The organism is Promicromonospora sp. Marseille-Q5078, from assembly GCF_050315395.1.
Classification (GTDB): Bacteria; Actinomycetota; Actinomycetes; order Actinomycetales; family Cellulomonadaceae; genus Isoptericola.
On record NZ_JBNPQG010000001.1, the window covers coordinates 2,866,471 to 2,886,227 of the forward strand.

Here is a 19,757-nt window from a genome sequence, read left to right on the forward strand (position 1 = left end):
TATGCGAGCCATCACCTACAGCGCCTTCGGCGGAGCCGACGTCCTCGAGCTCACCGAGCAGCCCGACCCGCACCCCGGGGCCGACGTGGTCGTGGTGCGCGTGCGCGCCGCGTCCGTCAACCCGGTCGACTGGGTGGTCCGTCAGGGCTACCTCGAGGGCGTGCTCGACACCCAGTTCCCGGTGATCCCGGGCTGGGACGTGGCGGGCGTCGTCGAGCAGGTCGGCCTCGACACCCCCGAGTTCCAGGTGGGCGACGAGGTCTACGGCTACGTGCGCAAGGACTGGGTGCACGGCGGCACGTTCGCCGAGCTCGTGGCGGCGCCGGTGCGGACCCTGGCCCGCAAGCCCGCGTCGCTGAGCTTCGAGGAGGCCGCGGCCGTGCCCTTGGCCGGGCTCACGGCCTACCAGTCGATCCTGCGCTCCGGCGTCCGCGAGGGCCAGACGGTGCTCGTGCACGCGGCGGCCGGCGGCGTCGGCGCGTTCGCGGTGCAGATCGCCCGGAGCCTGGGCGCCCGCGTGATCGGCACCGCGAGCGAGACCAACCACGACTTCCTGCGCGGCCTCGGGGCCGAGCCCGTGGCGTACGGCGACGGCCTGGTCGAGCGCGTGCGGGCACTGGCCCCCGAGGGGGTCGACGTCGCCCTCGACTATGTCGGCGGCGACGCCGTCACCGCCAGCGCGCAGCTGCTCGCCCCCGGCGGCACGATGACGTCCATCGCGGACGCGACGGCCCGGACCGAGCACGGCGGGCAGTACGTCTGGGTGCGGCCCTCGAGCGCGGACCTCGAGGCCCTCGGTGCGCTCATCGACGACGGCCAGGTCACGGTCGAGGTCGGGCAGGTCTTCGACCTCGCCGACACGGCCGACGCGCACCGCGCCAGCGAGACCCGGCACGGGCGCGGCAAGATCGTGGTGCGCGTCTGACCGTGCTGCAGACGGGGTGGTCACGCGGCACGCTGGGCACATGACGCCCTTCTCCCCCACCGTGTACGCCGACCGCCGCCGCCGCGCCGCCGAGCAGGCGGCGAGCGCCGGCCTCGCCGGGGTGCTCGTCACCCCCGGCCCCGACCTGCGGTACTTCCTCGGCTACACCCCGTCCGCGGACACCGAGCGGCTCACACTGCTCGCCATCCCCGCGGACGGGGACGCCGTCGCCGTGGTCCCGAGGCTCGAGGCGCACGACCTCGAGGTGGGCGCCGTCGGCGGCATCGAGGCGGTCGCCTGGTCGGACGGCGAGGACGAGCACGCCGTGGCCGCGGGCCTGCTGCGGCCGGACGGCCGGTACGCCATCAGCGACGCGGCGTGGGCGCTGCACGTGCTGGGGCTGCAGCGCACGCTGCCCGCGTCGTCGTACGCGGCCGTGACCACCGTGCTGCCGATGCTGCGCGCCGCCAAGTCCCCCGCGGAGGTCGCCCGGCTCGCCGCGGCCGGCGCGGGCGCCGACGCCGTCTTCGCGGAGATCGTCACGGGCCGGTTCGAGGGCCGGCGCGAGCGCGACGTCGCGGCCGACCTCGACGCCCTGCTGCGCTCCCACGGGCACGAGCAGGTGGACTTCACCCTCGTGTGCGCGGGCGAGAACGGCGCCGACCCCCACCACGAGGCCGGCGACCGCGTGATCCGCGACGGCGACATGGTGGTCATGGACTTCGGCGGGCTGGCCGACGGCTACGGCTCCGACACGACCCGCACCGTGCACGTCGGCGAGCCCACCGCCCGCGAGCGCGAGGTGCACGACGTCGTGCGCGCCGCCCAGCAGGCCGGGTTCGACGCCGTCCGGCCGGGCGCCGCGTGCCAGGACGTCGACCGCGCGTCCCGCGCCGTCATCGCCGACGCCGGGTACGGGGAGTTCTTCGTGCACCGCACCGGCCACGGGATCGGCCTGACGACGCACGAGCCGCCGTACATGGTCGAGGGCGAGGGCACGCCGATCGAGGCGGGGATGTGCTTCTCCGTCGAGCCGGGGATCTACCTGCCCGGCGACTTCGGCGTGCGGATCGAGGACATCGTCGTGGCCTTCCCGGCCGGGGTGCCCGGCCTGGCCGACGCCCCCGACGCCGCGGTGCGGCTCAACACCTCGCCGCACGAGGTGGTCGTGGTCGCGTAGCCCGGCCGGGCCCGCGGCTCAGCTCGGCGACGCCCTGCCGTGCCGCCAGTACCCGACGAAGTCCACGTGCGCCTTCGACCACTGCCGGTCGTCCACGAGGTGCCGACGGACACCGGCGGCGAGCGCCTGCTCCCCGGCGACCAGCGCGTACCCCGGTCCGGCGGGGAGGTCGGCCTCGCGGACGGACGCGAGCGCGGCGCGTCCGGCCACCTCGCCCAGCGCCGGGTCGCCGGACGCCGCCCGGTCCCGCTCCACCCAGCGCAGGTCCACGCCGTCGGGCACGCGGAAGTCCTGGCGGTCGTCGGCGGTGGGCACCTCGACGACGGCGACGCCGCGCGCGTCGTCGGGGAGCGACTCGCAGATCCCGGCCACGGCGGGCAGGCCGCTCTCGTCCGCGACGAGCAGCGTCCAGGCGCACTCGGCGCGCGGCCGGTGGTACGCGCCCTGGTCGAGGATGCCGACCTGGTCGCCCGGCCTGGCGCGGAGCGCGAAGCCGGCGCCGGGACCGACGCGCGCGTCGGCCCCGCCGTGGGCTCCCTCCAGAGCCTCGTCGTGGCCGTGCAGCACGAAGTCGACGTCGATCTCCCGCAGCTCGGGTCGCGCGGCGCGGATCGTGTAGTTGCGCACCAGCGGGCGGCGGGACCGGAGCGTCGCGAGGTACTGCGCGTACCAGCCGAGGTTGGAGGTGCGGGTGGGCAGGCGCAGCGCGTCCTGCCCCGGGCGCGGCAGGAACAGCCGGAACCACTGGTCGTCGCCGACGAGTGTGAGGCGGTCGATGTCGTCGATGCCGAGGGTGACCCGGCGCAGGTGCGGGCTCACCTGCTTGGTCGTGACGACCTCGGCGGGGAGGACGTGCGGGTCCACCGGCTTGCGCGGGCTGTAGGTGCTCACGGAAGTGAGGTTAGGCGAACCTCACTTCGAAGACCAGGCCCTGTCCAGGTCCGAAGGGACCGGGACCCCAGCGTGGCGGACACTGGGCACGTGCACCTCCGCCCCTCGACGCCGCCGCCCGCCCCGGCGCGCGCGGCCCTCGCGATCGCCGCCCTCCTGGCCCTCGGCGGGTGCACGTCGTCGAGCCCGACTCCCGCCGCCACATCCACCGCCACACCCACCGCCACCGCGAGCGCGCCGCTGCGGGTCGCCGTCACGGCGGGCGACGTCGCGCTGGAGGTGACGACGCCCGGAACGGCGGTCGACGATCCCCGGGCGCACGTCTCCCCCGGACCCGACGCGTCCACCGCGACCGTGACGATCGACACCGCGGCCCTCGACGAGGACGCCGCCGGGTTCGCCGGCCCGCCGGGGATCGCGCTGGCCTCGGGCGGGACGTTCGAGCCCCACACCGACGGCAGCGTCACGGTGCGCGAGGGCGGCGCCCCGGTCGGCGGGCTCTCCGCCCCGCGGGGCGCGCGGCTCGTCGCGGTCGACGACACGCACCTCGAGGTCCGAGCCGCCGCGGGCGCGGCCGACCGCGACGAGGTGGCGACGACGCTCGGAACCGCCGCCGTCGCGGGGACCGACTGGGGCGACCGCGAGGGCGGCCGCTCGCTCGCCGTCACGCCCACCGCCTGGGCCCGCGACGCGGGGCAGGGCGGCGTCGACCTCGTCTGGGCGGAGCTGGTGGCGGCCGACCCCGAGGTGGACGTCCCGACGATGCACGACCAGCTCGAGTGCCACGCGATCGGGGCGCGAGACAAGGCCACGTGGAACCTCGAGCCGTGGCGGCCGGACGTCGGCCTCGTCGCGACCATGGCGGCCCGCTGCAACCCCACCCCTTGACACATTCCGATATAGGCATATGTTTGTCCTGTGGCACGTGCAGCGACGACGACGGACGCGTTCAACGCGGTGGCCGAGCCCCGGCGCCGCGAGATCCTCGACGCCTTGGCGCAGCAGGAGCGCAGCGTCAGCGATCTCGTCGAGCTGCTCCACGTCGCCCAGCCCGTGGTCTCCAAGCACCTGAAGGTGCTGCGCGAGGTCGGGCTGGTCGAGGTCCGCGACGACGGACGTCGTCGCCTCTACCGTGCGGACGCCCGGCCCCTGCAGGAGATCCACGCATGGGTCGGCCGGTACCAGCGGCTGTGGGAGGAGCGATTCGACCTCATCGACGAGCTGCTCGACGAGATGGGCGAGTCACCGGAAGCGAGACCGGATCAACGAGGAGAACGACCATGACCAGCACCACCGCACCCAAGGGCAGCGCCGTCCTGACGCTGCCGAACGACACGGACATCCAGGTCGTCCGCCGGTTCGCCGCCCCCGCGGCCGCCGTCTGGCGCGTGTTCACCGAGCCCGACCTCATCGCCCGCTGGTGGGCGGGGCAGCGCGGCACGGTCACGAGCGTCGAGATCGACCCGCGGCCGGGCGGCGCGTACCGCTACGTCATGCAGGCCGAGGGCGGCTTCGAGGTCGCCTTCCACGGCGAGTTCACGGAGGTGGTTCCCCCCGAGCGCCTGGTGCACACCGAGGTCTTCGAGGGGATGCCCGACGGCGACGCCGCGGCCACCGTGAACACCTACGAGTTCGTCGAGGAGGACGGCGCCACCACGCTCACGCTCGTCACGCGCGCGCCCAGCCGCGAGGTCCGGGACGCGATCGTCGAGTCGGGCATGGAGGGCGGGCTGCAGGAGGGCTTCGACCTCGTCGACGAGCTCGCCGCGGGGCTCGCCGCCGGCTGAGACACCCGGGAACGACGACGGCCCCGCCCGGCACGAGACCGGGCGGGGCCGCGTCGTGCGACCGGCCGCTCAGAGCGCGGTGTAGCCGCCGTCGACCAGCCAGTAGGCGCCGGTGACGAACGACGCGTCGTCCGACAGCAGGAAGCGCACCACGCTGGCGACCTCCTCGGCCGTGCCGAGGCGGCCGAGCACGTGCTTGCGCTCCAGGCCCTCGCGCACCTCGGGAGACAGGCTCGCCTCCACCAGCGGGGTCTTGATGTAGCCGGGGCCGACGGCGTTGATGCGCAGCCCCTGCGGGCCGTACTCGGCGGCGGCGTTCTTCGTGATGCCGACGACGCCGTGCTTGGCCGCCGTGTACGCGCCGTTGTCGATCGCCGCGACCGTGCCGTGGATCGACGCCATGTTGACGATGGCGCTCTCGCCCGCGCCCTGCTCGAGCATCGCCGGGATCTGCGCCCGCATCCCGTAGAGGACGCCGTTCAGGTTGATGTCGATGACGCGGTCCCAGTCGTCCAGGTCCGTCTCGCCCGCGGGGGCCTGCTTGCCGCCGATGCCCGCGTTGTTCACGGCGTAGTGGATCCCGCCGAACGTCTCCTTCGCGAACTCGACCGCCCTGACCGAGTCCTCCTTCACCGCCGTGTTCTGCTCGAACGCGGCGGCCTCGCCGCCCGACGCCGTGATCTCGTCGGCCACGCGCTGCGCGGCGTCGAGCCGGATGTCCGTCACGACCACCTTGGCGCCGTGCGCCGCGAGCTCCTTGCTCACCGCCTCGCCGATGCCCGAGCCGCCGCCCGTGACGAGCGCCACCCTGCCCCCGAAACCGCCTTCGACCGCCATGTCCGTTCTCTCCTTCGCACCACGCCCCGGCGGGCGGGGACGCGGATGACGCGAGACGACGCTCGGAGGGACGACGACCGCCCCGACGGCCCTGGTGAGGGCGGGGGCGCTGACCCTTCGACGGTAACGCCGCCCCGACGGCGCCCGGACGCCGTCGCGGGGTCTGACGCGTCACACGCGGGCCCGGGACCGACCATCCGAAATCCCTCTGCTCCTCGGGCACGCGTTGGCAGGATGCTCGGCATGCTCCAGTTCCCGGCCCCGCTCCGGCGCGGCGATCGCATCGGCGTGACCTCTCCCTCGTCCGGGGTGAGCGGGCCGGCGGCGGACCGCATCCGGTTCTGCGTCGACTGGCTCCGCGCCGCAGGGTTCGACGTCGTCGTCGGTCAGGCCATGGACGGCACGGGCATCACCGCCGGGTCGGCGGCCGACCGCGCGGCCGAGCTCACGGCGATGCTGTGCGACCCGACGATCAGGTGCGTCGTCCCCCCGTGGGGCGGGGACACCGCAATCGACCTCGTCGACCTGCTGGACTGGGACGCCCTGGCCGCCGCCGCGCCGACCTGGCTGGTCGGCTACTCCGACATCTCGACGCTCCTCGTGCCGGTGACGACCCGGTTGGGCTGGGCGACCGTGCACGGGGACAACCTCGCCGACACCCCGTACGAGGCACCCGACGGGTTGCTGAGCTGGCTCGACGTCGTCGCGGGAACGGGCCCGCACGAACAGCGGGACTCGGGCCTGGTCGCCGACTACTGGCCGTTCACCGAGGACGCCCGCGCCACGCGGTGGAAGGTCGCCGGCCCGGGGCGGTGGTACCTGCGCGGGGCGGACGCGCTCCACGTCACCGGACGCCTCGTGGGCGGTTGCGTCGAGATGCTGTCCAGCCTCGCCGGCACGCCGTACGGCGACGTCGCCGCGTTCGGCCGCGCGCACGCCGAGGACGGGTTGATCGTCTACCTCGAGGCGGGCGGCGACGACGCGGCCGCGATCTGTCGCAACCTCCACGGCCTTCGGCTCGCGGGCTGGTTCGACGACGCCAGGGCGATCCTCGTCGGCCGGACGCGCGCGCCGGACCACCCCCAGATGACCCAGCGGGACGCCGTCCTCGACGCGCTGGGCCGGCTCGGGCTGCCGATCGTCTTCGACATGGAGATCGGGCACGTCCCGCCGCACCTCCCGCTGGTCAACGGAGCGCTGGCGACGCTCACCGTCGACGGGGACGTGCGGGAGATCCGCCAGCACCTCGCATGACGGGCGGCGCGGCACGGGCGGCGCGGCACGGGCGCCCGTCAGGGCGTCCGGGTCTCGACGTGCTCCCTGACCTGGTCCAGGACCTGGGCCTCCTCGTCCGCCGTCAGACCCGTGACGGCGGCGTCGGGCGTCGCCCGCAGCCAGTCGAGGGTGTCGCGCGCGGTGTCCGCGACCGGCCGGGGCGACAGCCCGGCGGCCAGAGCCGGGCGGGCGTCGTGCGCCGGCATCCCGTCGTACTCGGGGCGGGGCAGCCACAGCGGCAGCGACCGCTCGCCGGACCACGGGCGGACGTCGGCGGCCTCGAGCCGGTCGCTGTCCGCCCAGGCCCAGCGGGGGTCGGCTCCGCAGCCGCGGGCCACGTCCGCGAGGAGCGTGCCGGTCGTCGTCACCGGGCCGACGGAGTCGAAGACGCCCTCCGTGCGGGCCGCCGCGAGGTCGACCACCCACGCCGCGAGGTCGCGCACGTCGATCACCTGCACCGGGTCCGCCGGGTCGCCGGGCGCGAGCACGTCGGCCGCCCCGTCGTCGAGCACCCGCCGCATCCGCGCCGGCCAGTAGGCGAAGCGCCCGCTCGGGTCGCCGGGGCCCACGATCAGGCCGGGGCGCACCACCGCCGCACTCACGGCCCCGGCGCGCACGATCTCCTCGCACGCGACCTTCATCGCGCCGTACGCCTCCGCGCTCGCGGACGGGTCGACGTCCTCGGGCTCCGGGTCGCGCAGCCTGCCCTCCCCCGGGCCGGCCGGGTCGGAGTCGTCGGCGTACACGTTGACCGTCGAGACGAAGACCCAGTGCGCGGCGGGCAGGGCCGCCACCGCCCGGCGCACGTGCGACGGCGTGCGCGACACGTCGACGACGGCGTCGAACCCCTCGTCCGCGAGCACGGCGGGGAAGGGCTCGCCCCGGTCGGCGACCACGTGCCGCACGCCGTCGGGCACCTCCCCGGACCGGCCGCGGCTGACGGTGACCACCTCGTGCCCGCGCGCGACGGCGTCCGCCGCGACCGCCCTCGACAGGAACACGGACCCACCCAGCACCAGGAGCTTCATGACCCCACCCTGGCGCGGACGGGGGACCGGGCGCCGCTCGTTCTGCGGTCGGCAGAAGGCCGGGCAGGGAGTTGCGATCGTCGTCCACAGATCTACCCGAAGGCCTAGAACAGATGTTCGAACGCCGCTAGGCTCGGGGCATGACGACGACGCTCCCCGACCTCGCGCCCGGCCCGGTCGCTCCGGCCGCCCGGCCGGCGCGCGGCGTCGCCGTGGACGTGGGCCGGGAAGCGGCGCTCCTGGCCGGGCTGCCACGTACGTGGGCGCCGTCGATCCGCGAGCTGTTGGATGCCGAGGCCCGGCAGCAGGCGCGGACAGACGACGGCCCGGACACGGCCGGCACGCGCCCAGCCGTCACGGCACCGAGCCTGGCGGACCTGGACGCCACCCTGGACGAGATCGCCGAGGTCGAGGCCCGCGTCGCCGCACTGCACGCCCGCCGCGCGGAGCTGGTCGCGCACGCCGTGCGGCTGGCCGAGGCGCTCGAGACCGACCTGGTCGACGACACCGACCCCGTCGCCCGGTCCGCACCCGGTGCCCGCCGCCTGGACCTCGCCCGCCGGGCCGTGACCGCCGAGCTCGCGACCGTCCTGCACCTCGGCGAGCACGCCACCGAGACTCTGGCCGAGCACGCCACCACCCTCACCACCAGGGCACCCGCCACCCTGACCGCCCTGCACCAGGGACGACTGTCCTGGGCGCACGCCACCGCCCTGTCCCGGCACCTGGCCGACCTCACCCCGCACGAAGCCGCCCGCGTCGAGACGGCCGTCCTGACCACCGTCATGCCGCCCCCCGACGGCACGACCATCACCTGCACCCCGGCCCAGGTCGGCGCCCGGGCACGCCGCGCCCGCGAGGACGCCCACCCCACCCCCGCCGACGTCCGCCACACCGAGGCCGCCACGCACCGGGCCGTCTGGCTCGACGAGGGCCGCGACGGCATGGCCTGGCTCACCGCCCACCTGCCCGCACCCCTCGCGCACGCCGCCTACGACCGCCTCACCCGCACCGCCCGACACCTCACCTCCCCGCAAGACCGACGCACCCTGCCCCAGGCCCGCGCCGACACCCTTGCCGCGCTGCTCCTGGACGACGGCACCCTCGACCACACCACCCCGAACGACACCACCACACCGGACCCGACGACGAGCGTTGCCCCGGATGCCGCGCCGGATCCAGCGCAGCGCCTGCTGCACGAACAGTCCGCCCTGGCGACCCTGGCCCGCTCGATCCGCCCCCAGGTCACCGTGACCGTCCCGGTCCTGACCCTGCTCGGCATCACGGACGCCCCGGCCACCATGGACGGGCACGTGCCCGTCGACCCGACCACGGCCCGCACGCTGACCGCCCTCGCCCCGTCCCTGCGACGCATCCTCACCCACCCCGAGACCGGCACCGTCCTGTCCGTGGGACGCACCACCTACACCGTGCCCGCCGACCTCAAAGCCCTCGTCACCACCCGCGACACCACCTGCCGCTTCCCCGGCTGCACCCACCCCGCCCGGACCGCCGACCTCGACCACACCACCCCCTGGGCATCCGGCGGCACCACCAGCACCGACAACCTCGCCGCCCTGTGCCGACACCACCACCTGCTCAAACACCAGACCCGCTGGCAGGTCACACAGATCGGACACGTCAGACAGGCCGACCGGGACACCGCCACCGGCTGGGGCGGCACCCTCGAATGGACCTCCCCCACCGGCCGCACACCACCGCACCCGAACCCGTCGAGACCACCCGCCACCGCACCCTGCCCCACGGCCACGCGCTCACCGCCGAAGGGCCCGGCCTCCCCGGCCGCGACCCGTTCGACGATCCTCCGTGCTGAGCACCCGACGCCACCCGACGCGGGGCCCGGAGGCGACCACGGCGCTGATAGTTTCCGGTTCGTGCCCGCCTCCCCCGCCGCTCGCGTCCGCTTCCGACCCGCCACCCGCGACGACCTGCCCCGGGTCGTCGAGCTCATCGCCGACGACGCGGTCGCGGCCGCGCGCACCGGCACCTACGGCCCCGCGCACGAGGCCGGGTTCGACGCGATCGAGGCCAGCCCGAACGACGAGCTGGTCGTCGCGGAGATCGAGGGCGAGGTGGTGGGCGTCATGCAGCTGACGTTCGTTCCCGGCATCTCCCGCAACGGCGCCACGCGCCTGCTCGTCGAGGCGGTGCGCGTGGACGCCGGCCTGCGCGGGCAGGGCCTGGGCCGCGCGCTCATGGAGCACGCGCACGAGCGCGGCCGCGAGCGCGGCTGCGTCCTCGCCCAGCTCACCTCCGACAAGCAGCGCCCGGACGCGCACCGGTTCTACCGGTCGCTCGGCTACGCGCAGTCGCACGAGGGGTTCAAGCTGCCCCTGTGATTTCGGGCCCCGCGGCCCCGGGCCCGCCGGCCGGGGGCGCCGCACGTCCCGGATGCCGACCATGCTCACGAGCCCGCCCAGCACGAGCAGCCCGGCGGTGACCAGCAGCGCGCGGTGGAACGACGCGACGTCGAGCACCCCGCCCAGGATGACGCCGGCGAACGCGACCGTCAGCAGCCCGGCCACGCGCGAGACGGCGTTGTTCACGGCCGAGGCGATCCCGGCGTCGGCGGGCGGCGCGGCTCCCAGGATGGCGGCGGTCAGGGGTGCCACGGTGATCGACAGCCCGAGCCCGAACACGAGCAGCCCCGGGAGCACCTGCGAGACGTAGTGCGCCTCGGCGTCCATCGCGAGGAGCAGCAGGTAGCCCGCCCCCGCGACGAGCGGCCCGACGGTCATGAACCACCGCGCCCCGTACCGGGCGGCGAGCGTGCCGAACCGCGTGGACAGCGCGAGCATCGCGAGGGTCGAGGGCAGCTGCGCCACCCCGGCGGCCGTGGCCGAGTAGCCCGCCACCTGCTGCAGGAACAGCCCCAGCACGAAGCCACCCAGCGACAGGGCGCCGTAGACGGCGAACGTCGCGACGTTGCCCCACGCGAAGTTCCGGGCGGCGAACAGCCGGGGCGGCATCATCGGGTCGCGCGCCCGCCGCTCGTAGACCACGAAGGCGACCAGCAGCGCGGCACCGATCGCCGCGGCGAGCCACGTCCGCTCGATCAGCCCGTACACGCCGGCCGCGAGCCCCGTCGCGGCGAGCAGCGCCCCGGCACGTCGAGCCGGCGCCCGGGAGTCCGCGGCACCTCCGGCACCGCGCAGCAGCACGAGCGTGACGACGACGACCGGCAGGTTGATCCAGAACACCCACCGCCACGACAGCAGGTCGACCAGCCCGCCGCCGACGAACGGCCCGACGATCATCGCCGTGCCGGTCCACGCCGTCCAGCGCCCGATCGCGCGCCCCTGCGCCTCGCCGTCGAAGTTCGAGATGATCAGCGCCAGCGAGCTCGGCACGAGCAGCGCCCCGGCGACCCCCTGGAGCAGCCTCGCGGCGACGAGCACGGGCCCGGTCGGCGCGACGGCGCACAGCACCGACGCCACGGCGAACCCGGCCAGCCCCGCGACGAGGACCCGCCGCCGCCCGTACAGGTCCGACAGCGAGCCTGCCAGCAGGATGAGCGACCCGAGCGTCACCAGGTAGCCGTCCACCACCCACTGCTGCAGCCCGAGGCGCGCGTCCCCGGCGCCGCCGAGCTCGTCGCCGATCGCGGGCAGCGCGACGTTGACGACGGTGCCGTCGAGGAACGACACGAACGAGGCGAGGATCGCGACCACCAGGACCCGGCTGCGGAGCCTGGCCTGCGTCGCGTCCGGCACGGATGACGTGCTCACCGGTTCACGGTACGGCGCAAAGCCGGTGACGCGCCGGGCAGGGCGCGCTAGCGTCGCCGACGTGAGCCTGGACATCCGACGCAGCATGTTCGCCGACGTCCCCGCCGCGCGCCGCCTCGGCGCCGAGGCGTTCGGGGTGTCGTCCCGACCGTCCCCGGACCCCGAGCCCGACGCGTGGCCGTCCGCGAACACCCGGCCGTGGGTCGCGACGGACGACGGCGAGGTGGTTGCGGCGCTCGGGGTCCGGGCGTTCACGTCGTGGTTCCACGGCGCCCGCCTGCCGACCGCCGGCCTCGCCGGGGTCTCGGTCGCCGCGGAGCGGCGCGGCACCGGCCTCCTGCGGCCGCTGGTCGACACGGTCCTCGCGGAGGCGCGCGCCCTGGGCGACGTCGTCTCGACCCTGTACCCGTCGTCCGCGGATCTACCGCGGGCTGGGCTACGAGATCGTCGGGGCCTTCGAGGACGTCCGGGTCCCGATGTCGGCCCTCGCCGCCGTGCGGCCGCCCGGCGACGGGGTGCGGGCCCGGCGCGCGACGGCCGCGGACGTCCCCGCCGTCCGACGCGTGTACGAGGCCTGGGCGTCGGCGCAGAACGGCCCGCTGACGCGCGCCGAGGCGCCCTTCGCAATGGACGCCGACGGGACGGTCGGCCCCGAGGCCGACTACACCGGCGTCAGCCTCGCCGTGCGCGGCACGGGGGCCGACGAGGAGGTGCTCGGGTTCGCGAGTTGGTCCCGCGGTCCCGGGTACGACTGCACCAACACGATCGACGTCGACGACCTCGTCGCGCTCACCCCCGACGCGGCCCGCGCCCTGTGGCGGGTGCTCGGGTCGTTCACGTCGGTCGCCGGATGGGTCCAGGTCTGCACCTCGGGCGGCTGGTCCGGCGTCGACGTGTCGCGCCTGGTGCTGCCGGACCACGCGGCCACCTCCGTGCCGCGGCCGTACATGCTGCGCCTGCTCGACGTGCCCGGGGCGCTCGGCGCCGTGCGCGTGCCCCCGGTGGTCGCGCGCGTGCCGTTCGCGGTGGCCGACCCGCGCACGCCGGACCTCGAGGGCGCGTGGACCCTCGAGGCCGCCGACGGGACGGTCCGCGTGGTGCCCGACGGCGCCGCGACGCCCGACGACCGCCCCACGTTCACGTCGGCCGGGCTGGCGCAGTCCTGGGCCGGCGCGCAGTCGACGGCGAACGTCCGCCTCGGCGGCGGGCTGACCGGGCCCGCCGAGCACGACGCCGTGTGGGACGCCCTGTGGGGCAGCCGGCAGGTGCACGTGCGCGACTATTTCTGACCTCTCCCGCCTCGTCGCGTGCGGACGCGACTGGCGCCCATACCTAGAGGTAGGTATGGTGCCGTCATGGACACGCCGACCGACGCCCGCACCCGGCTCGTCGCCGCCGCGCAGGAGATGTTCGCCGCGCAGGGTGTGGGGCGCCACCAGCCCGCGCCAGGTGCTGCACGCCAGCGGGGTGGGACAGGGCAGCCTCTACCACCACTTCCCCACCAAGCACGACCTCGCGGTCGCCGCCGTCGGCGCCACCGTGGACGACGCGCTCGCGTCGGCCCGGCGCGACCTCGAGGGCGACGCGGACCCCGTCGACCGGGTCGTGGCCTACCTCGAGCGCCCCCGCGACGCCCTCGCCGGCTGCAAGGTCGGGCGCCTCACCAGCGACCAGGCCGTCATGGACGACGACGGCCTCCGGGACGTCGTCACGGCCTACTTCGTCCGGCTGCTCGAGGCGGTGGCCGCGACCTTGCGCGAGGCCGGGCTGCCCGACGACGCCGCGCGGGACCGCGCGCACGCCGCCGTCGCGATCGTGCAGGGCGGCTACGTGCTCGCCCGCGCCACCGGCGACCCCGAGGCGATGCGGGCCGCCGTGCGCGGCTTCGTCGCCCTCCTGACCAGCCCCACCCCCACCGAGTCCCCCACCGAAGGAGCCCGATGACGTCCCCCGGACCGACCTTCCGCGAGAGCCTGCGCGCCCTGCCCACCTTCCCGCCCGGGCTGCCGCCGTTCGGCGTCGACCTCGACGACCTCGCGACCGCACCCGCCACGCCGCAGGAGCTCTTCACGAGCTGGTTCGACGACGCTCTCGGCGCCGGGATCGGCGCGCCCCACGCCGCGACCCTCTCGACCGCCGACGCCGAGGGCCGCGTGCACGCCCGCACCCTCGTGATCAAGGACGTCACGAGGGACGGGTGGTGGTTCGCAGGTCACGCGACGAGCCCCAAGGGCCGCGACCTCGCCGCGAACCCGCACGCGGCCCTCACGGTCTTCTGGCGGGAGCTCGGGCGGCAGGTGCGCGTGGCCGGCCGGGTGGTCGCGGCCGGGTCCGAGGCCGGCGCCGCCGACTTCCGCGCCCGGCCCGAGGGTTCCCGGGCGGCCGGGCTGGTCGGGCACCAGAGCGAGCTCCTCGGGTCGCGCGCGGAGTACTGGGCCGCCTTCGCCGAGCGGCTCGACGAGACGCGCGAGCACCCGGACGCCGTCGCGCCCGCCTGGTCCTCCTGGGTCCTCGCCCCGGCCGAGGTGGAGTTCTGGCAGGCGAGCGACGACAAGGGGCAGGCCCGCCTGCGCTACCGCACCGACACCCCCACCACCGAGAACGACCCCGCCGGGAACGATCCCGTCTGGACCAAGGAGCTGTTGTGGCCGTGACGAGCACCGAGATCGAGCACGCGCTGGCGGACGCCGACGCGGCACTCGCCGACCTGATCGACGTGGTGCGGACGCTGCCCGCGGGCGCCGGCGCCGACGCGTCGCCCCTCGAGGGCTGGACCCGGGGGCACGTGCTGTCGCACGTCGCGAACGTCGGCGCCGCGCTCGCGCGCCAGGCGGAGTTCGCCGCCCGCGGCGAGAAGGTCGCCCCGTACGACGGCGGACGGGCCGGCCGGGACGCCGCGATCGAGGCGGGCGCGGGCCGCACCGTCGCGGAGCACGTCGCGGCGCTGGAGGCCTCCCGCGCGCGGCTCGCCGCGGCCTGGCCGGAGCCGGGGGACGCACTCTGGTCCGCGCCGGTCGCCTACCGCGACGGGGTCCTCGCGGACGCGCTGCTGGCCTGGTGGCGCGAGGCCCGCATCCACGCCGTGGACGCGACCGCCGGGCTCGACGGCGGCGTCGGGTACGACGCCTGGGACGACGCCTTCTGCTCGCACCTCGGCGAATTCCTCGCGGTACGCCTGCCGGACGGCGGGGCACGGCTCGAGCTCGACGGCGACCCGCGCGACGTCGCGGCGTGGCTCGCCGGGCGATTGCCGTCGGGCCCCGTCTCGGCGACTCTCGACGGCGTCCCGGCGCCCCTTCCGGACCTCGGGCCGTGGCCCTCCTCGACCACGCCGGCGCGCTGACCTGCGCGACCGGCGGAGCGCCGGTGTGACCCACGTCACTGCAGGTCAGAGCCCCGTGTGAGGTTGCTCTCATTCTTTGTGACAGTTTTCACGCGCGGCGTATGGTGGCCCGGTGACTTCGAGTGCTACGACTGCTGGGGCCCCCACAGGGGCCGACGTCGACGTCGTCCTCATCGGCGGCGGGATCATGAGCGCGACCCTCGGAACGCTGCTCCAGCAGCTCGAGCCGTCGTGGTCGATCCGTATCTACGAGCGCCTGGACGACGTGGCCCAGGAGTCTTCGAACCCCTGGAACAACGCCGGTACCGGGCACGCCGCGCTCTGCGAGCTGAACTACACGCCGGAGCTCAAGGACGGCTCGATCGACATCACCAAGGCGGTGGCGATCAACGAGCAGTTCGAGATCTCGCGCGAGCTCTGGCAGCACCTGCTCGCGACGGGCCGCATCAAGGACGACTCGTTCCTCAGCCGCACCCCGCACATGACGTTCGTGCGCGGCGAGAAGAACGTGGACTACCTCCGCCGCCGGTACGAGACGCTGCGGGTGCACCCGCTGTTCCGCGACCTGGAGTACAGCACCGACCGCGCCACCGTCGGCAGCTGGGCGCCGCTGCTGACCACGGAGCGCGACGCCGACGAGCCGATCGCCGCCACCCGCGCGACCTCGGGCACCGACGTCGACTTCGGCAACCTGACGCGCCAGCTCATCGGCGGCCTGGTCGCGAACGGCGCGGAGCTCAAGCTCCAGCACGAGGTGAAGGGCCTCAAGCGCACCAAGGACGGCCGGTGGCGCCTGCGCGTCAAGGACCGCTCCTGGAACGCCCGGAACCGCAACAGCACCGTCACCGCCAAGTTCGTCTTCGTGGGCGCGGGCGGCGGCGCCCTCCCCCTGCTGCAGTCCGCCGGCATCCCGGAGATCAAGGGCTTCGGCGGCTTCCCCATCTCGGGCGAGTTCCTGCGCACCGACGACCCGGAGCTCGTCGCGCAGCACCAGGCCAAGGTCTACGGCAAGGCCGACGTCGGCGCCCCGCCGATGTCCGTGCCGCATCTCGACACCCGCGTGGTCGACGGCAAGACCTACCTCATGTTCGGCCCGTACGCCGGCTTCAGCCCCAAGTACCTCAAGAAGGGCAAGTACCTGGGCCTGATCACCTCCCTGCGGGCGAACAACGTCACGTCGATGCTCGGCGCGGGTCTCAAGAACCTCGACCTGACGCAGTACCTCGTCGGCCAGCTGATGGCCGCGCCGGAGACCAAGTTCCAGGCGCTGCAGCAGTTCATGCCGACCGCGCACCCCAAGGACTGGGAGAAGATCACCGCCGGCCAGCGCGTCCAGGTGATCAAGCGGGACAAGGACGGCAAGGGCGTGCTCCAGTTCGGCACCGAGATCGTCACCGGCGCCGAGGGCTCGATCGCGGGCCTGCTCGGGGCCTCGCCGGGCGCCTCCACCGCGGCCTCCGCGATGGTCGACCTGCTCGAGCAGTGCTTCCCGTTCCGGTTCACCAAGTGGCGCCCCGAGCTCGCCTCGGTCATGCCGAGCCTCGACGGCGTGCCCGCCGACGCCAGCACGATCGACGCCGCCGGCACCGCCATCCCGGAGACGCCGTACCTGCACTCCGACGGCGTCCTGGACGCCGCGGTCTACGACGCGCAGGCCGACTCGCGGATCTGATCCCTGGGGTCTCGTCCCGGTGCCTGATCCTGGGGCCTGATCCCTGGCCGGCCCCCTCTCGGCGGCGTCAGAGAGCCTGGACGATCTTGTCCACCTGCTCCTTGGCGTCGCCGAAGAGCATCCGGGTGTTCTCGCGGAAGAACAGCGGGTTCTGCACCCCCGCATAGCCGGTGGCGAGCGAGCGCTTGAAGACCACGACGTCGCGCGCCCGCCACGCCTCGATCACCGGCATCCCCGCGATCGGCGAGGACGGGTCGTCCAGCGCGGCCGGGTTCACCGTGTCGTTCGCCCCGATGACGAGCACGACGTCGGTGCCCGGCAGGTCGGGGTTGACCTCCTCCATGCTCAGCACCACGTCGTAGGGCACGCGCGCCTCGGCGAGCAGCACGTTCATGTGGCCCGGCAGCCGCCCCGCCACGGGGTGCACGCCGAACCGCACCGTCACGCCGCGCGCCCGCAGCCGCTCCGCGAGCTCCGCCACCGGGTGCTGTGCCTTCGCCACCGCCATGCCGTACCCCGGCACGACGACGACCGACCGCGCCGCCGTGAGCAGCGCCGCGACCTCGTCGGGCGACGTCTCGCGCACCTCGCCGGCGACCGCGGCGCCGCCGTCGGGCCCCGCGCCGGTGCCGGCGCCCGTGCCGAAGCCGCCGAGCACCACCGACCAGAACGACCGGTTCATGGCCCGGCACATGAGGTAGCTGAGGATCGCGCCGGAGGCGCCGACGAGCGCACCCGTGACGATGAGCAGGTCGTTGCCGAGCGTGAACCCGGCCGCCGCCGCGGCCCAGCCCGAGTACGAGTTGAGCATCGACACCACGACCGGCATGTCCCCGCCGCCGATCGCCGCGACGAGGTGCCAGCCGAGCGCGAACGCCACCAGCGTCATGAGCAGCAGCGGGCCGAGGCCGGCGCCCACCCCCGGGTCGGCGGCCAGGAACCAGGCCAGCAGTGCGGCGCACGCCAGCAGGGCGACGAGGTTGAGCAGGTTGCGGGCGGGCAGCGTCAGCGGCGCCGACGCCAGCCGCCCGGACAGCTTGCCGAACGCCACGACGGAGCCGGTGAAGGTCACGGCGCCGATGAGCACCCCGAGGAACACCTCGACGCGGTGCACGGTGTCCCCGCCCGCCGCCGCGGCGCCCGCGGGCTCCGCGAGGAACGAGCCGTACCCGACGAGCACCGCCGAGAGCCCGACGAACGAGTGCAGCAGCGCGATGAGCTCCGGCATCTGCGTCATCTCGACGCGCCGGGCCCGCCAGGAGCCGACCGCCGCGCCCACCACGAGCACCAGCAGGATCAGGCCTGCGGTCACCGGCCAGGGTCGCTGCGACCGGTCGAGGGCCAGCGCGATCGTGGCGACGATCGCCAGCCCCATGCCGAGCATGCCGAGCACGGTGCCGCGGCGCGCGGACTCCTGCGCGGACAGCCCCGCGAGGGACAGGATGAACAGCAGGCCGGCGATCACGTAGACGGCCTGGGCGACCGACGACACCGTCACGACGCACCCCCGTCCGGCCCCGTCGGGGCGTCGCGCGTGAACATGCCGAGCATCCGGCGGGTGACGAGGAAGCCACCGAAGACGTTGACGCTCGCCAGCGCCGCGGCGACGACGGCGAGCGTCGTGACCACCGGCGACGGGTCCCCGACCTGCAGCAGCGCGCCGACCATGATGATGCCGCTGATGGCGTTGGTCTGGGCCATCAGCGGGGTGTGCAGCGCGTGCGTGACGTTCGAGATGACGTAGAAGCCCACCACCACCGCGAGCGCGAACACCGTGAGGTGCCCGACGGCGTCCGGCGGGGAGGCGGCGATCAGCAGGCCGGCGGCGACGGCGCCGAGCGCGCCGAGCACGGTGCGGCGCATCGACCGGCGTCGCCGCTGCGCCTCGTGGTCGACGGCGAGGGCCGGCGGTGCCTCCGGGGCGGGCGGCGGCGCGGCGGACACCGCCACCGGCGGCGGGGGCCAGGTCACCTCGGACCCGTGGGTCACGGTCATGCCGCGCACCACGGGGTCGTCCAGGTCGAGCACGAGCCGCCCGTCGCGCTCCGGCGTGAGCAGCGTCAGCAGGTTGACCACGACGGTGCCCAGCAGCCGCGAGCTGTGCTGCGGCAGGCGCGCGGCCAGGTCGGTGTACCCCAGCACGACGACGCCCCGGTCGGACACCACCCGCTCCCCCGGCACCGTGAGCTCGCAGTTGCCGCCCCCGGGCGCCGCGAGGTCCACGACCACCGACCCCGGCCGCATCGCGTCGACCATCGCGCGGGTGATCGTGGTCGGCGCGCCGCCGCGCACGAGCGCGGTCGTCACGACGACGTCCGCCTGGGCGGACTGCTCCGCGTACGCGCGCAGCGCGGCGGCCTCCTGGTCCGCGCTCTGCGCGCTCGCGTACCCGTCGGCGCTGACCTGCTGGACGGCGTCGTCGGCCCGCACGACGCGCGCGCCCAGCGACTCGATCTGCTCGGCCGCCTCGGGCCGCACGTCGAAGGCGTGCACGTCGGCGCCCAGGCTCACCGCCGTGCCGATCGCGGCGAGGCCGGCCACGCCCGCGCCGATGACGAAGACGCGCGCGGGCGGTGTGCTGCCCGCGGCCGTCACCTGCCCGGCGAACATGCCGCCGAACTCCTCGGCGGCCTCGACCACCGCGCGGTACCCTGCCACGTTGGACAGGGCGGAGAGCACGTCGAGGGCCTGGGCGCGGGAGATGCGCGGCACGGCGTCGAGGGCGAGCGCCGTCACGCCGCGCGCGGCGAGGGCCGCCAGCAGCTCGGGGCTCGCCGCCGGCGCGAGCTGGGCGACGAGCGTGGCGCCGGGGCGCAGCAGGTCGAGCTCCGCCGTCCCGGGCGGTCGCAGCGTGACCACCACGTCCGCCCCCCACACGTCCGCGCGGTCGGCGACGCGCGCGCCCGCCGCGACGTAGTCGTGCGCGGGCAGGCGGGCGCCGTCCCCGACGCCGGGCTCCACGACGACGTCGTGGCCCAGGTCGGCGAGGCGCCGCACCGCGTCGGGGGTGACGGCGACGAGTCGCGGGTCCGCGCCGGCCGTCCGGGGGACGCCGAGTCGCATGGCAGCC

The 19,757-nt window shown here is 75.2% G+C and carries 16 protein-coding genes and 3 pseudogenes; 13 read left to right on the forward strand and 6 right to left on the reverse strand.

Annotation, left to right across the window (positions count from 1 at the left end):
- Position 1: 1 nt before the first annotated feature.
- Positions 2–925 carry an NADP-dependent oxidoreductase gene (locus ACQFYA_RS13400; RefSeq protein ID WP_499124951.1) on the forward strand — a complete coding sequence of 308 codons (924 nt, stop codon included), beginning with the start codon at positions 2–4 and terminating at the stop codon, positions 923–925.
- A gap of 40 nt (positions 926–965) precedes the next feature.
- Entirely contained in the window at positions 966–2,105 is a 1,140-nt protein-coding gene (locus ACQFYA_RS13405; RefSeq protein WP_499124953.1) for a M24 family metallopeptidase, read from the forward strand.
- Positions 2,106–2,123: 18 nt separating this feature from the next.
- Here the strand turns inward: ACQFYA_RS13405 and ACQFYA_RS13410 are convergent, their stop codons facing one another.
- Positions 2,124–2,996, reverse strand: coding sequence for a siderophore-interacting protein (locus tag ACQFYA_RS13410; RefSeq protein WP_499124956.1), 873 nt, complete (start codon positions 2,994–2,996; stop codon positions 2,124–2,126).
- Between the two features lie 90 nt (positions 2,997–3,086).
- Between ACQFYA_RS13410 and ACQFYA_RS13415 the strand changes: the two genes are divergently transcribed.
- Genes ACQFYA_RS13415 through ACQFYA_RS13425 form a run of 3 tightly spaced genes read left to right on the forward strand, consistent with a single transcriptional unit; the run spans position 3,087 to position 4,783 of the window.
- A complete protein-coding gene (locus ACQFYA_RS13415) occupies positions 3,087–3,884 on the forward strand; it encodes a DUF2599 domain-containing protein (RefSeq protein ID WP_499124958.1) in 798 nt (265 codons plus the stop codon).
- A gap of 30 nt (positions 3,885–3,914) precedes the next feature.
- Complete coding sequence (locus tag ACQFYA_RS13420; protein WP_499124960.1) at positions 3,915–4,280, forward strand: ArsR/SmtB family transcription factor; 366 nt, start codon at positions 3,915–3,917, stop codon at positions 4,278–4,280.
- On the forward strand, positions 4,277–4,783 hold the full coding sequence (locus ACQFYA_RS13425) for an SRPBCC family protein (protein WP_499124963.1): 507 nt from the start codon (positions 4,277–4,279) through the stop codon (positions 4,781–4,783). Before ACQFYA_RS13420 ends, ACQFYA_RS13425 begins: the two co-directional genes overlap by 4 nt.
- A gap of 69 nt (positions 4,784–4,852) precedes the next feature.
- Here the strand turns inward: ACQFYA_RS13425 and ACQFYA_RS13430 are convergent, their stop codons facing one another.
- Positions 4,853–5,620 carry an SDR family NAD(P)-dependent oxidoreductase gene (locus ACQFYA_RS13430; RefSeq protein ID WP_499124964.1) on the reverse strand — a complete coding sequence of 256 codons (768 nt, stop codon included), beginning with the start codon at positions 5,618–5,620 and terminating at the stop codon, positions 4,853–4,855.
- A 243-nt stretch (positions 5,621–5,863) separates the two neighbouring features.
- Between ACQFYA_RS13430 and ACQFYA_RS13435 the strand changes: the two genes are divergently transcribed.
- Positions 5,864–6,874 carry a S66 family peptidase gene (locus ACQFYA_RS13435; RefSeq protein WP_499124967.1) on the forward strand — a complete coding sequence of 337 codons (1,011 nt, stop codon included), beginning with the start codon at positions 5,864–5,866 and terminating at the stop codon, positions 6,872–6,874.
- A 38-nt stretch (positions 6,875–6,912) separates the two neighbouring features.
- Here ACQFYA_RS13435 and ACQFYA_RS13440 read toward each other — a convergent pair whose 3' ends face one another.
- Positions 6,913–7,923, reverse strand: coding sequence for an NAD-dependent epimerase/dehydratase family protein (locus ACQFYA_RS13440; RefSeq protein ID WP_499124969.1), 1,011 nt, complete (start codon positions 7,921–7,923; stop codon positions 6,913–6,915).
- Between the two features lie 140 nt (positions 7,924–8,063).
- Here ACQFYA_RS13440 and ACQFYA_RS13445 point away from each other — a divergent pair, with 140 nt between their 5' ends.
- Entirely contained in the window at positions 8,064–10,283 is a 2,220-nt protein-coding gene (locus ACQFYA_RS13445; RefSeq protein ID WP_499124971.1) for a GNAT family N-acetyltransferase, read from the forward strand.
- 48 nt (positions 10,284–10,331) lie between these two features.
- Here ACQFYA_RS13445 and ACQFYA_RS13450 read toward each other — a convergent pair.
- A pseudogene (locus tag ACQFYA_RS13450) lies at positions 10,332–11,759 on the reverse strand (MFS transporter); the annotation flags it as partial.
- Between ACQFYA_RS13450 and ACQFYA_RS13455 the strand changes: the two are divergent.
- The 6 genes and pseudogenes from ACQFYA_RS13455 to mqo all read left to right on the forward strand — a co-directional run.
- Positions 11,758–12,081: pseudogene (locus tag ACQFYA_RS13455) on the forward strand (GNAT family N-acetyltransferase); the annotation flags it as partial. The pseudogenes ACQFYA_RS13450 and ACQFYA_RS13455 overlap by 2 nt on opposite strands.
- Positions 12,082–12,148: 67 nt before the next feature.
- Positions 12,149–12,961, forward strand: a complete 813-nt coding sequence (locus ACQFYA_RS13460) for a sterol carrier protein domain-containing protein (protein ID WP_499124974.1) — start codon at positions 12,149–12,151, stop codon at positions 12,959–12,961.
- A 55-nt stretch (positions 12,962–13,016) separates the two neighbouring features.
- Positions 13,017–13,616 carry a TetR/AcrR family transcriptional regulator gene (locus ACQFYA_RS13465; protein WP_499124975.1) on the forward strand — a complete coding sequence of 200 codons (600 nt, stop codon included), beginning with the start codon at positions 13,017–13,019 and terminating at the stop codon, positions 13,614–13,616.
- Positions 13,613–14,326, forward strand: a complete 714-nt coding sequence (locus tag ACQFYA_RS13470) for a pyridoxine/pyridoxamine 5'-phosphate oxidase (protein WP_499124978.1) — start codon at positions 13,613–13,615, stop codon at positions 14,324–14,326. The genes ACQFYA_RS13465 and ACQFYA_RS13470 overlap by 4 nt, the downstream gene beginning before the upstream one ends.
- Positions 14,323–15,015 carry a maleylpyruvate isomerase family mycothiol-dependent enzyme gene (locus ACQFYA_RS13475; protein WP_499124979.1) on the forward strand — a complete coding sequence of 231 codons (693 nt, stop codon included), beginning with the start codon at positions 14,323–14,325 and terminating at the stop codon, positions 15,013–15,015. Before ACQFYA_RS13470 ends, ACQFYA_RS13475 begins: the two co-directional genes overlap by 4 nt.
- Positions 15,016–15,121: 106 nt before the next feature.
- Positions 15,122–16,687, forward strand: a pseudogene (gene mqo / locus ACQFYA_RS13480) (malate dehydrogenase (quinone)); the annotation flags it as partial.
- Positions 16,688–16,754: 67 nt separating this feature from the next.
- On the opposite strand, the gene pntB reads toward mqo, so the two are convergent.
- Together pntB and ACQFYA_RS13490 are read right to left on the reverse strand one after the other, a co-directional pair.
- The gene (gene pntB / locus ACQFYA_RS13485; RefSeq protein WP_499124981.1) at positions 16,755–18,185 is read right to left on the reverse strand and encodes a Re/Si-specific NAD(P)(+) transhydrogenase subunit beta; all 1,431 of its coding nucleotides are present in this window, start codon (positions 18,183–18,185) and stop codon (positions 16,755–16,757) included.
- Positions 18,182–19,750 (reverse strand): Re/Si-specific NAD(P)(+) transhydrogenase subunit alpha, encoded by a 1,569-nt coding sequence (locus ACQFYA_RS13490; protein WP_499124983.1) that lies wholly within the window; start codon positions 19,748–19,750, stop codon positions 18,182–18,184. Before ACQFYA_RS13490 ends, pntB begins: the two co-directional genes overlap by 4 nt.
- Positions 19,751–19,757 lie beyond the last annotated feature (7 nt).

Bases quoted from the DNA above. Each gene is read 5' to 3' on its own strand.
- ACQFYA_RS13400 (WP_499124951.1), top strand. From the start codon at position 2: ATGCGAGCCATCACCTACAGCGCCTTCGGCGGAGCCGACGTCCTCGAG.
- ACQFYA_RS13405 (WP_499124953.1), top strand. From the start codon at position 966: ATGACGCCCTTCTCCCCCACCGTGTACGCCGACCGCCGCCGCCGCGCC.
- ACQFYA_RS13425 (WP_499124963.1), top strand. From the start codon at position 4,277: ATGACCAGCACCACCGCACCCAAGGGCAGCGCCGTCCTGACGCTGCCG.
- ACQFYA_RS13430 (WP_499124964.1), bottom strand. From the start codon at position 5,620: ATGGCGGTCGAAGGCGGTTTCGGGGGCAGGGTGGCGCTCGTCACGGGC.
- ACQFYA_RS13435 (WP_499124967.1), top strand. From the start codon at position 5,864: ATGCTCCAGTTCCCGGCCCCGCTCCGGCGCGGCGATCGCATCGGCGTG.
- ACQFYA_RS13440 (WP_499124969.1), bottom strand. From the start codon at position 7,923: ATGAAGCTCCTGGTGCTGGGTGGGTCCGTGTTCCTGTCGAGGGCGGTC.
- ACQFYA_RS13445 (WP_499124971.1), top strand. From the start codon at position 8,064: ATGACGACGACGCTCCCCGACCTCGCGCCCGGCCCGGTCGCTCCGGCC.
- ACQFYA_RS13460 (WP_499124974.1), top strand. From the start codon at position 12,149: ATGTCGGCCCTCGCCGCCGTGCGGCCGCCCGGCGACGGGGTGCGGGCC.
- ACQFYA_RS13465 (WP_499124975.1), top strand. From the start codon at position 13,017: ATGGTGCCGTCATGGACACGCCGACCGACGCCCGCACCCGGCTCGTCG.
- ACQFYA_RS13470 (WP_499124978.1), top strand. From the start codon at position 13,613: ATGACGTCCCCCGGACCGACCTTCCGCGAGAGCCTGCGCGCCCTGCCC.
- ACQFYA_RS13490 (WP_499124983.1), bottom strand. From the start codon at position 19,750: ATGCGACTCGGCGTCCCCCGGACGGCCGGCGCGGACCCGCGACTCGTC.